We start from the raw sequence: 12,392 nt of genomic DNA on the forward strand, positions 1-12,392 counted from the left end.
AGCCGCCGCTTTGACTTCTTGATTCTTGTTCATTCTCTATTTTCTAACTTCTCAATTCTAACTTCCTACCTTTTCATTCCACTCTGGCTTCGGTACCATTGCTCCTGCGTTGCAATCACTCAGCCACCGCTTTGACGTCTTGGTTCTTGGTTCCTGATTCTTATTTCTCGTCTATTCTCTATGTTCTCAATTCTTGTCAGGTCGAGTGAATTTCAATAATCATTGAAATTTGTATCGAGACCTTGTTTCTTATTACTTCTCGATACGATTTTATCTCTGCTAACGCTGCCATAAAATCACTCGAAGTGACACTTCTTGATTCTTGTTCATTCTCTATTTTCTAACTTCTCAATTCTAACTTCCTACCTTTTCATTCCACTTTGGCTTCGGTACCATTGCTCCTATGTCGCAATCACTCAGCCGCCGCTTTGACGTCTTGGTTCTTGATTCTATGTTTCTATGTTCTAATATCTAGCGTCTATTTTCTAATACCTAACTACTAGTAACTATTCTTTCACCAGATACTTCGGTAAATCGGTTACTTTCTCACAGCAAACCTGTTCTAAGACTTGTTGTAATTGCATTTTTAGCATCGCAATGGTATGATCGCCGCCTTCTTCGCCTAAAGCGCCTACGCCATACATAAACGATCGGCCCAAGAAACTGAAATCGGCACCACTGCTCATTACCCTAGCGATATCAGGACCGGAACGTATGCCACTGTCCATCATTACCGTGATGCGGTCTTTATATTTTTCAGCGATATGCGAAAGTGGTTTGATGGTCGATTCCCCGGCGTCTAATTGTCGGCCACCGTGATTGGAAACGATAATTCCGTCGAAACCTAATCGAATGGCTTCTTCTGCGTCTTCATCAGAAACTACGCCTTTTAAAACCAGTTTTCCTTTCCATAAATCACGTAATGGTTTGATTTTTTCTTCATTTAACCGACCGGAAAAAGTGGCATTCATCCAAGCGCCTAGCTGTTTAATGCTCATGCCCTTATCCATGTATTTTTTCATCGTGGCAAAATTGGGTGCGCCATGCTTTAAAGTTTGCATTGCCCAGGCCGGTTTTCCCATCACTTGTAATACATTCCTAAAATTCATTTGCGGTGGCATCGCCAAGCCGTTTCTAATTTCTTTAGGACGATACCCAAAGGTGGGTACATCACACAAAATCACCAACACCGGTACTTCAGCGGCTTCTGCACGTTTTAAAATATCATCGCGCAACCAATCTTCCGTGGGATGATAAAGCTGAAACCAAGCGCGACCTTCGGTGAGTTCACTGGCACGCTCAATACTGGTGGTTGTTACCGTACTTAAGATAAACGGAATGTTATGCTTTAAAGAGGCTTTGGCTAAAATTTCCGGAGCGTTGGGCCACATCAAACCTTGCAATCCGATGGGGGAAATGCCAAAAGGCGCATCGTATTTTAGTCCGAATAATTCGGTTTCTAATCTTGAATTACTGTAATTTTTCAGGTATCGGGGTTTTAGCTGAATTTCCCTGATTTCATCAGTATTTCTTTTTATGTTGATGTTTTCGTTACAGCCTCCGTCTAAGTATTCAAACGCAAAACGCGGCATACGCTTTCGGGCACGCTCCCGAAGCGATTCTATAGAGGGATATTCGGTGTTAAATGGAAAGGCCATTGTTTTGTTTTAATTGACTGTTTACGGTTAATAGCTTGGTTTTATAGTTATAGCTTTATATTCTAGTTTCTACTTTCTTTTTAGGTCGAGAGAATTTCAATGATCATTGAAATTTGTATCGAGACCTCGTTTCTCACTACTTCTCGATACTATTTTATTTCCGCTATCGCTATAATAAAATCACTCGAAGTGACAATTTTTGTTTCTTGTTGATTCTCTATTTTCTAACTTCCTACTTTTTCATTCCACTCTGGCTTCGATACCATTGCTCCTATGTCGCAATCACTCAGCCGCCGTTAAGGATTTCATCACGTTCTTAACTGGATGAGATCCCGGATCAAGCCCCGGCATGGCGCTTGTCTTGGTTATTGTTTCCTGTTTCTTGTTTAGTCTATGTCTATATTCTAATTTCTATTTTCTAAGCGCTCAATTCTCACTACTTATAACTACTTCGTCAGCAAGAGTGGAACTAACTTCTTCATTCGGTAGTTTTCTTTTAAAAATTTCGAATCTACCTTTTTATTGGAAATCACCATCGCAGCTCCTAAGGCCGAACCTAAAGGGGAATGTGTTGATAATACTTTAAATTCACTAAAATGATGGGCCATTAATTTCATAAATACATCGTTGTCGGTAAATCCACCGTCGATATATATTTTGTTGATGGGGGAGTTTCCAATCGCATTTCGAATGGTATGGATTTGTAATTCCATCAACTCGATCATTAATTGATGATAGGCTTCTTCAAACGTGGCAAAAGGTTTCAAATCGGTTTGATGCAATTCTTTACGTTTTAGTGAAATTCCTTCAAATTTGAAATAAATCGAAGGTTTTTCAATCAGGCGTAAATACAAATCTTGGTCAAACTGAACTTCGCGATGATAGCCATATTCTTTCCCATAGTATTCGCCTAATTTTTCGACCTGAATCCGGTATTCATTTCCCATAAAAAAGCGGGATGCTTTTACGCGTTTTCCATCTACACGCAAGTAATTCAAGCAATTATTCTTGATGTCTTCTTCGCCTAGACTTTCTTCATTAAAAGGATTTAGCGAAATACTCCAAGTTCCTGTTGAAAGCAGTAAAAAGGGCTTCTTTTTACTCAAAATGTAAGGTAATAATGCCGAAGAACTATCGTGAATCCCAACGCCAATTTTTATCTTTTCGCCTTTATAAGAAGTATTAATGCTACTGGCTGTGGGTACAATGGGAGCCAATAACTGATCAAAACCTTCCTCATATACCCAATTATGGTAATCTTCCTTCTCATAATCCCATAAATTGGTATGGCAGCCTATCGACGTGTATTCACTCACCGGAATTCCGGTAAATAAAAATGACAAATATTGTGGTAAATGAAGCGTGTACCTGATTTTTTTAAAAATCTCCGGGTATTTTTTCTTCAACCAAAATAATTGCAAGCCAGAATTCAACATTCCCGATTGTGGCGAAGCTGTTTCTACAGCAATCTTTAATTCATCGCCATAGTTTGCGTAAAACTCATCGGTAATTTCCGGCTCAATCGATTTCGTGTAGTTGTATAAAGGCGTCAACACATTGCCGTGATGATCTAAATGCACCAAACTGGCTCCATACGTTGAAAAGTTAATCGACTTCACTTCGTACTGCTCACTTTCCAAAACCGAATGAAAGGTATCTTTGATCCATTGCTGTAAGAGCGTGATATCTTCGGTGGGATAACCGTCTTCATCTACCGTAAGGGGTAAACGTGTGTAATCCCGAAATACCTCTTGGTAATGCTTATCGAACAGGAAAAATTTCTTGTTGGTTTTCCCAATATCAAAAACGGCAGTTACTTTCTTTTTATTCATCTCGACAATCGAGAGTTTACGGTTTCGTATTATTTTAATAGTAAACTATTCGAAACCAAATTATTATCATATACCCCTGTGGACTTTCCCAGGGAATCGTTTTATTTTTTGGCGCGACCTTTTTTAGAAGTTAGACTTTTTCTTTTGTCATTCATTCCTCTCATCACGTTCTCAGCTGGATGAGATCCTGAAAAAAGCCCGCCTGCCGGACGGGCAGGTCCGGGATGACGATTGTCTTGTTTCCTGATTCTAGAGTTTATTCTCTATATTCTAGTTTCTAGACTCTAAAAACTTATTCTCATTACTTCTAGATACTATTTTATTTCCGCTATCGCTTCAATAAAATCACTCGAAGTGACAGTATTTTTAACGTCATTCCGTGCTTGACACGGAATCTCATCACATCCTAAATTAAACTATCTGTTCATTTTGTCTTGATACAAAACGAACCAAACCTGCCTGCCGGCAGGCAGGAAATCAAGGCTTACGAACACTTATCTAAATTTATCGTTCGATGCCTAAATTTTAGGAACTCGCTATCGCTCAAACAGCCTAAAATTTTACGGCATCTTCACTTCAAATTTTACGATAAGCTTTCGGTAGGCCACTTAAACATTATCTTTTATACTGTTTCTTGTTTCCTGATTCTAGAGTTTATTCTCTATATTCTATAGTTTCTAGACTCTAAAAACTCATTCTCATTACTTCTCGATACTATTTTATTTCCGCTATCGCTTCAATAAAATCACTCGAAGTGACACTTCTTGGCTCTTGTTCATTCTCCATTTTCTAACTTCTCAATTCTAACTTCCCTACTTTTTCATTCCACTTTGGCTTCGATAACATTGCTCCTTTATCGCAATCACTCAGCCGCCGTTTTTTCTTTTCTAACTTTTACTAAAGTCCGGTTGCTACGGTTTTTAATCCACGAGCTTCGATAAGGGTTTTACGTACATCAAAAGCACGATAGGCTTCCATGGGATTCACCGCGGCACCGCTTTTAGCTCTTGCTGCTTTTACCAACGAACGCACATCGGTTCGATAGGCATCTTGTAAAATCTCCTGACATTGGGTAACATCGTTATTGAGTTGGGCTTGTTTTAAGGCTTTTTGATCGACTAGCAAGGCCTGAGCGTAAGCGATTAAAATCGCTTCTAAGGATTGTAATAAATCTTCCAGCGGATCTTTAATGTTATGACTTGCATCAATCATCCAAGCGGGATACGGGTTGTGTGGATTGTTTTCCATTCCGTACACCAATTCATTAAAAATCAAGAATAGCGCATAAGGTTTTATGGAACCTACGGTTAAATCGTCATCGCCGTATTTGCTATCGTTAAAATGGAATCCACCTAATTTGCCTTTGTACATTAAGGTAGCTACAATTTGCTCGATATTGGTATTGGGTAAATGATGCCCTAAATCGACCAACGTAAACGCACGATCGCCACAAGCATTGGCCAACATGAAGGAGGTTCCCCAATCTTGAATGGTGGTGCTATAAAAATTAGGTTCGTAAGGTTTATATTCAATAAAAAGCTTCCAGTCTTCGGGCATAGAGCCGTAGATTTCTTTTAGGCTTTTTTCGGTGTTTTGTAAGGCGTTTTGAAAATTCAACTGTCCCGGGAAACTAGCTCCGTCGGCTAACCAAACGGTCAGGCTTTTAGATCCTAATTCCTCTCCGATTCGAATTACTTCCTTGTTATGCGCTACCGCATATTCGCGGGAAGCTTCATTCATGCTATTCAGCGAACCGAACTTATAGCTTTCTTTGGCATCGGGTTGATCTTGAAAGGTATTGGAATTCATCGCATCAAAAACGATATGATGACTTTTAGCAATATCTTTAATCGCATTGACATCTTCCGGAATATCCCACGGAATATGTAAGGAAACGGCTCCCGCTGTTTTGGTAAGCGCATGTAAAATTCCGATATCGTCTAATTTCTGCTCTAATGAAGCGGGTTCGCCGCCATAAGAAAACCGACCAAAACGTGTACCGCCGGCACCTAAAGCCCAACTGGGAATCGCTACCTGAAAATCGGCTAATTTTTGTATAATGTTAGCTACCGAAATTCCTTTTTTAGCAAACTTATTTTTTAGGTAATCGATTTCATTTTCGAACGAATCGTTTTGCTTTTTATTGAATTCTGATAGTTGATCAGTATTTATTTTCATCTTTTTAAAGATTTATTTTTTGTTTAGCGTATAGACACTCTGGCTTCGATACGATTGCTCCTTAGTTGCAATCACTCAGCCGCCGCTTTGACGTTTGTCTTAGTTCTTGTCCAGCATCAAGACCTCGTTTCTCATTACTTCTCGATACTATTTTATTTTCGCTATCGCTTCAATAAAATCAATCGAAGTGACAGTATTTTTATGGTCATCCCGGACCTGACTGCCGGCGAGGCTATCTCATCAAGTATTTTTGGCTCCTGATGAGACCCTGAATCAAGTTCAGGGTGACGCACTTGTTTTATTTTAAAATTTTAGAGCATTTCGCCTTTAGAACTTAGAGTTTTGACTTTTTTAATTAAACCTCACAGGTTTCAGAAAACTGTAAGGTTTTGTTGCTACTTCTCGATACAATCCTTTCTATCGTCAGGATCACTCGAAGTGACACTTCTTGGCTCTTGGCTCCTGGTTCTTACTTCTAGGATCAAACCTCTAAAATATATCACCTCTATTCTAGTTTCTAACTTCTATTTTATTCAGCGACACTCTGGCTTCGATACGATTGCTCCTACGTCGCAATCACTCAGCCGCCGCTTTGACGCTTGTCTTGTTTCTTGGTTCTTGCTTCTAGAGTCCTTACGTCTCACCTCTAATCTCTCATCATCATTAAAAACTCTATCTCACAAAAGCATTGGCCATACCACCATCTACATTAATGGTATTTCCGGTGCTTTTTTCGAGGATTCCTACGCAGGCAAATACACCGTTGGCGATGTCTTCCGGTAGGATAATTTCATTTAATAGGTTTCTCTTGGCGTAATGTGCAGGCAGGTCTTCGACTTTAATTCCGTGTGCTTTGGCACGGCCTTCCGCCCAATCACCTTCCCATATTTTACTTCCCACAATAACTCCGTCAGGATTTACGGTATTCACACGAATATGATCACCACCTAATTCTGCAGCTAATAAACGCGTCATATGTTGTTGCGCAGCTTTTGCCGTTCCATAGCCTACATTGTTCGGTCCGGAAACGAGTCCGTTTTTACTGGCAATATTTACAATATCACCGCCCAAACCTTGTTTACGCATAATTTCAACGCCTTTTTGAGCCATCAAGAATTGTCCTTTCACCAATACATTTTGTAATAACTCCCAATCTTTCAAAGTCGTATCGGGTAAGGATTTAGAAATCGCCAATCCTGCTGAATGGACTACGATATCGACCCCTCCAAAAGCTAAATTTGCTTCTTTGTAGGCTTTTTCGATGGACTCTTCTTTGGTGACATCGCAAAGCGCAATGGCTGCTTCGTCACGTTTGTAAGTCGCTAAAGCTTCTTCTAAATTCTCCTGACTAATATCAGTAAGCACGACATTGGCGCCTTCGGCAACTAATTTATCGGCAATGGCTTTTCCTATTCCGCCGGCTGCACCGGTGACGATGGCCACTTTACGGGAAAGTGGTTTTTCTGCAGGCATTCGTTGTAATTTTGCTTCTTCTAACAACCAATATTCGATGTCAAAGGCTTCTTGTCTGGGTAAGGAGGTATATTCACTAATTGCTTCTGCTCCTCGCATTACGTTGATCGCATTTACGTAGAATTCACTTGCAACACGCGTGGTTTGCTTGTTTTTGGCAAAGCTAAACATCCCCACTCCCGGGTAAATAATAATCACCGGATTAGGATCACGCATAGCGGGACTATTGGCGTGTTTATGATTTTCGTAATATTGAAGGTATTCTTCGCGGTATTGTTCAAAGGAAGGCTCTAATTTTTTCAGCGTCGCTTCGGTATCGATCACCTCATCTGACGGGTCTAAGGTCAAGATGAGCGGCTGAATTTTCGTCCGCAGAAAATGATCGGGACAAGACGTTCCCATAGGTGCCAAACGTTCCAGATCATTACTGTTGATGTATTGTAAAACGGTATCACTATCGGTAAAATGACCGATCATTTGATTTTCTGAAGAAGCCAATCCGCGTAATAGTGGCATCAACTCAGCAGCTTTTTCTTTACGTTCTTCCGCAGGCAAAGCTTCGATTTTTTGTCCGCCAAAAACTTCTCCGTTTTCTTTAATTTTCTTTTCAATATATTCGGAAGCCATTTCAATTACTTCCAAGCTATTGACGTAGCACTCGTAAGAGGTATCGCCCCAGGTAAATAAACCGTGGCTGCCTAACACAATTCCACGAATACCGGGATTTTCGTTCAAACATTTTTCCAGTTGAAGTCCTAAATCGAAACCGGGTCGCTGCCAAGGTACCCACCCCATCGTATCTCCCCAAATCTCTTTGGTGACTTGCTCGCTATCTTTTGCTGCCGCCACGGCGATCAGGGCATCAGGATGTAAGTGATCGATATGTTTAAACGGCAATAAACCGTGTAGTGGCGTATCGATGGAAGGTGCTTTACTGTCTAAATCGTAAATACAATGATTAAAAAGTCCCACCATTCGGTCTTCGTCTTCTAGTCCACCGTACACGTTTTTAAGATTTCTTAAGCGCTCTGTATATAAACCGGCTATTCCTTTTCGGGTAAGTGTGCCAATATCCCCACCGGAACCTTTTACCCACATCACTTCTACTTCTTCATTGGTAAGCGGATCTTTTTCGATGGTTTTACAACTGGTATTTCCGCCTCCATAATTGGTGATTCTTAGATCGGCACCTAATATATTGGATCGGTATAAAAACAAAGCTACCTGATCGTCACCCAATTCGGCAGCTTTAGCTTCATCCCAGAGATAGTCTACGTACTGAAAAGTTTTTTTCATTTTAATTTTATTGTTTCAATTTAAGCTTCTCAAATGTAATTGTTAACTCAAAAGCTACCATCCTGTAGTGTACTGCAAGGGCTATAAAATTATAGTTGCAAAAGGTAAAATAAGTTTATTTTATTTTTCTTAAAAAAGGAATAGGGAATTTACGAAATTTATGGATATTGCTTTAGAAAGCTTGTTTTATTTTTATGGGTAAGCTGAAGTGAATCGCAGCTATAAGTAAAAATAGAAGGAAATATTAAAAGGTTTGCTTACGCTTAAGTGCATAAGATCTTGATCTTAGTTTTTTGTGGTGATTGTTCGTAATCTTTATAGGGCTTCTTAGTCTCAAGCGTTACAGATATGCTCTATGGAATTGTACCCGTGTTTATTCGAAAAATTTCTTAATTCAATAGATTTAGACCTAGACCCTTATCAATTTATCAATCTAACCAACCTTACTGTTAATACTTTTATCAATATTTATTTATTAAGTATCTCATTTTATACTGAAATACCATTGAATTTATTACTTGATATATCCTCAAATAAAATTAATGACAACTTACTAAGAAAAACTTTTTGGCAGAATATTGAGAAATACAATTATCTTCTTTAAAAGTATCTTTAAATTGTTTTTCTATATCAAAAAGTTCAAATTCGTGTAGCGTAATAATTTCTAATATCTATTTCTCTTTGAGTAAATACCGAATAAAAGTAAATAATTTGAGTAGCTTAACCAAGCGAAAGCTTGTATATGATCACTCTCATTACCTTTCCAAGTTTCCATCTTTAGTTTCTTGTTTTTATATAAAATATGTTGCATAGTATACATTGAATAAAGGATTCAAGAGATTTGTTATATTTGTAATAAAAGTTAAGATTATGGAAGCGATAGAATTAAGAGAGAAATGGAAAAAATCTATTAAGACAGTAGATGTACGTTTTCTACAAATGGTAGATGCCTTATATGAAGGTTATTTTAAAAATGAGGTGGTGGCCTACCATCCAGATGGAACACCTATGACCCGTCAAGAGTATAAAACCGCTTTAGACATTGCCGAAAGTCAAATAGAAAAGGGAGATTTTATGACTGCGGAAGAATTTGAAAAAGAGGAGAATTAATGCCAAGCAAAATTATTCAAATAGTTTGGACAAGACAAGCTAGAGAATCGCTTACAAGCATTTTAGATTACAGGTATAAAGATCTTCCCGCTGCAAGAAAAATCGTGAGAAAAGATATCATTCAAGCTTCCAAAAAAATTGTATTTACTGACCAGTACCAGCAAGATGAAATCTTCCCAAACTATCGTAGAATAATTGTTAGGGATTACAAATTACTTTATAAAGAGCGAAAAGGGAGTGTATATATTCTGAATGTAGTATGTACCAAAGCTCACTATTAAAAAATATACCAAGCTAACTACCTACCTACTGAACACTTCCCCACTACTTATTCTCACCCACTTCTTACTTCTCAACTCCAATAAATTCCTAATAACCTTGTTGTCCCTCTGAAACTTGAACTTGGTCTATCTCCCGATTACTTGCTGTGAAAAAATAGATAGGCTAAAAAATACGAATAAATAAAAGATAGTTTTACGCATAACAGTACGAATGCACTTAATAACTATTAATAATTATACATTTTACGGTTAACCGTAAAGTAAGTTTAAAGTTTTTTGTTAAATTTAGGATACACTAATACTGAAAACAGGATAATACTAATAAATATTTAAATACAATGAGTTAGTTGGCTACAATTTTATAAAATATTCGTTTAAGAAACGAATTAACTTAATTCATCTCCACTCAACTATCTAATAATCAATACAAATAAATTTTATGGAAAAGATTACAGTAAAAGAATTAGTGGAATTCAGAGAAAAAACTTCTGACAAATCAAAAAGGAACTTTGCCCAGAAATTAAAATTACGAAAGCCAAAAGAAAAAGTAGATGGTAAAAAAGATGGAGGTGGCAATTATTGGTCAATAAGCAATAGCTGTATTCAAAACGTTTTTAAGGATAAAAATGAAGACTATTATGATTCTAAAATTGAGAAAGTAATTCAGAAGAAAGAAAATGAAGAAAGACAGCGATATAAAATAATGTATCAAAGAAATATCGATATCTTAAATAACTTTAAGGAATTTGATATCTTAAATTTAAGACCCAATAATATTCAAAATTTTGAATCTATTCATAAAGATCAAAAAATTATACCCATAAATAATTTTCCAATATATCTTAATCCAAATTTGATATTCACTTTCGAAAGAAATGGAAAAATAGAAATAGGTGGTATTATTCTAATATCCCAATTGGATGGTTATAAAAAATCTCAATTAGGAATGTTTTGTGAAATGCTTTCTATGTTTTTAATGTCAAACTTTTCAGAAAATTATCAAATTGCAGAAGATTATTGCATTGCTATAGATACTTTCCTTTCTCAAACGATCACATATTCTGATTTATCCAATGGTAAAATTCCATCATTAATTTTTTCTACTATTGAAGATATCAAAAAACTATAAAAGTATAATTACAGAAACAAAGAAAGAAAATGATTAATTCGACAAGTCCGCATGTAAGTTTCACCGTGGAAGAAAAGTGCTTTTAGTTTTGTTGATGCCTTCCCTGCTCTTTGTTATTGCGCTATTTTAGACAATAACTAATTTAGTTATATTTGGAGAAGTGATATTGTGTATATAAACGCCATGCGTTTATTCGCATGTTAGGCTTAATTTTTAAGATGAATAGTAGTATTTTAACCACATCCGAAAAAGCATATAGTTATTTAGATAATACTAACTGGACATTATGTTTAGGAGCAGGAATATGTAAAGGTATTTTACCAGATTGGTTTGATCTCACAAGAAATGTAGTTAATGAGATTTTCAATTTTAATTGGTCAGAAAATGATTTCAAAGAAAATATAGATAAAATAGGCTTTAGCTTAGATAGTTGGCTCCAAGCAGCACTCAACAAAAATTTAAAAGATGGTAATACGATCGATGATTTCAATTTTATCCTAGAAAAAAATTTATACCAAAATATTATTAGAAAAGCAGAAGATTATCGCCTTGGTGAAGCCCTAGCAGTAATGATTCACAATCCACATTGGATTAAGAAAAAAGAATCAATAGGAATCGTAGAATTTTTCGAAAAAGAATATTCCAATTCAACTTTAATTCAATTAAAAAATATTTTACTTGATTCTGATGATAAATTAACTAGACCAGAATCTATAATAACTTTTAATGCCGATCCATTATTACATAGTCTAGTGGTTATTTTCGGGGTATATAATCATTATAAAAAAACTGGAGAATATAATTATCCTCAAGAAGATTATGTTAGAGTCACAAGACCTTTCGAAACAGGAAGGGAAAAGAAAATACCAATTCTTCATTTACATGGGGCTATATATCCACAAATTCCAGTTGATAGGAAAATTAAAAATGATTCTAGAGATAATTTAATTTTTGCAGAAAGTTCATATTCAAAAGCTGCAGCTACGATGAGTGGTTGGGCACAGAATGTTTTCTCTTATACAGCCACTAATAGTAAAATGATATTTTTAGGATTATCAATGTCAGATCCTAATATTAGAAAATGGTTGAATTGGAGTACGGAAAATATTAATAATCAATTGGATAGTTTTAAAGGCGACGATAACAATAAAATTATAAAACATATTTGGATACAACCTAAACCCATAAATGAGAGCACACAAAAGTTTTTAGAAAACTCATTAATTCATCTTGGAACAAAACCTGGTTGGATTAATTCTTGGCAGGATGTGGAAAAAGGAATTCTTAACCTTATGGGTAAAAAAACTAAGTCTAACAACGGTTAATCACCAATAGCCGTTAACGTTAAAAAGAAAATAATTAACTTGACCAACACAACAGTCTAAGTTAGCAAATCTGCTTAATTCTTTCAACTATAGGAAAAGCTACAAATAAA

Annotated in this window: 8 protein-coding genes; 4 read left to right on the plus strand and 4 right to left on the minus strand. The window is 36.6% G+C overall.

Going from position 1 to position 12,392, the window contains the following annotated elements:
- Window positions 1-506: 506 nt before the first annotated feature.
- The 4 genes from FVB9532_RS08430 to FVB9532_RS08445 form a co-directional block, all read right to left on the minus strand.
- Window positions 507-1,658, minus strand: coding sequence for an alpha-hydroxy acid oxidase (locus tag FVB9532_RS08430; protein ID WP_150544777.1), 1,152 nt, complete (start codon window positions 1,656-1,658; stop codon window positions 507-509).
- Window positions 1,659-2,104: 446 nt separating this feature from the next.
- On the minus strand, window positions 2,105-3,490 hold the full coding sequence (locus FVB9532_RS08435) for an FGGY-family carbohydrate kinase (protein ID WP_150544778.1): 1,386 nt from the start codon (window positions 3,488-3,490) through the stop codon (window positions 2,105-2,107).
- An 897-nt stretch (window positions 3,491-4,387) separates the two neighbouring features.
- Window positions 4,388-5,668 (minus strand): sugar isomerase, encoded by a 1,281-nt coding sequence (locus tag FVB9532_RS08440; protein WP_150544779.1) that lies wholly within the window; start codon window positions 5,666-5,668, stop codon window positions 4,388-4,390.
- Between the two features lie 672 nt (window positions 5,669-6,340).
- Window positions 6,341-8,437, minus strand: coding sequence for a bifunctional aldolase/short-chain dehydrogenase (locus FVB9532_RS08445; RefSeq protein WP_150544780.1), 2,097 nt, complete (start codon window positions 8,435-8,437; stop codon window positions 6,341-6,343).
- An 870-nt stretch (window positions 8,438-9,307) separates the two neighbouring features.
- Here FVB9532_RS08445 and FVB9532_RS08450 point away from each other — a divergent pair.
- From FVB9532_RS08450 to FVB9532_RS08465, 4 genes are all read left to right on the plus strand, one after another.
- Window positions 9,308-9,547 carry a hypothetical protein gene (locus FVB9532_RS08450; RefSeq protein ID WP_150544781.1) on the plus strand — a complete coding sequence of 80 codons (240 nt, stop codon included), beginning with the start codon at window positions 9,308-9,310 and terminating at the stop codon, window positions 9,545-9,547.
- Window positions 9,547-9,828, plus strand: coding sequence for a type II toxin-antitoxin system RelE/ParE family toxin (locus FVB9532_RS08455; protein WP_150544782.1), 282 nt, complete (start codon window positions 9,547-9,549; stop codon window positions 9,826-9,828). The genes FVB9532_RS08450 and FVB9532_RS08455 overlap by 1 nt, the downstream gene beginning before the upstream one ends.
- Before the next feature lie 439 nt (window positions 9,829-10,267).
- Complete coding sequence (locus FVB9532_RS08460) at window positions 10,268-10,957, plus strand: hypothetical protein (protein ID WP_150544783.1); 690 nt, start codon at window positions 10,268-10,270, stop codon at window positions 10,955-10,957.
- Between the two features lie 218 nt (window positions 10,958-11,175).
- Window positions 11,176-12,282, plus strand: a complete 1,107-nt coding sequence (locus tag FVB9532_RS08465) for an SIR2 family protein (RefSeq protein ID WP_194716513.1) — start codon at window positions 11,176-11,178, stop codon at window positions 12,280-12,282.
- Window positions 12,283-12,392 lie beyond the last annotated feature (110 nt).

This window comes from Mesonia oceanica, assembly GCF_902499555.1.
GTDB classification, from domain to species: Bacteria; Bacteroidota; Bacteroidia; order Flavobacteriales; family Flavobacteriaceae; genus Mesonia; species Mesonia oceanica.

Excerpts from the sequence above, each read along its gene's own strand:
- FVB9532_RS08430 (WP_150544777.1), bottom strand. The coding sequence starts at position 1,658 with ATGGCCTTTCCATTTAACACCGAATATCCCTCTATAGAATCGCTTCGG.
- FVB9532_RS08435 (WP_150544778.1), bottom strand. The coding sequence starts at position 3,490 with ATGAATAAAAAGAAAGTAACTGCCGTTTTTGATATTGGGAAAACCAAC.
- FVB9532_RS08440 (WP_150544779.1), bottom strand. The coding sequence starts at position 5,668 with ATGAAAATAAATACTGATCAACTATCAGAATTCAATAAAAAGCAAAAC.
- FVB9532_RS08445 (WP_150544780.1), bottom strand. The coding sequence starts at position 8,437 with ATGAAAAAAACTTTTCAGTACGTAGACTATCTCTGGGATGAAGCTAAA.
- FVB9532_RS08450 (WP_150544781.1), top strand. The coding sequence starts at position 9,308 with ATGGAAGCGATAGAATTAAGAGAGAAATGGAAAAAATCTATTAAGACA.
- FVB9532_RS08455 (WP_150544782.1), top strand. The coding sequence starts at position 9,547 with ATGCCAAGCAAAATTATTCAAATAGTTTGGACAAGACAAGCTAGAGAA.
- FVB9532_RS08460 (WP_150544783.1), top strand. The coding sequence starts at position 10,268 with ATGGAAAAGATTACAGTAAAAGAATTAGTGGAATTCAGAGAAAAAACT.
- FVB9532_RS08465 (WP_194716513.1), top strand. The coding sequence starts at position 11,176 with ATGAATAGTAGTATTTTAACCACATCCGAAAAAGCATATAGTTATTTA.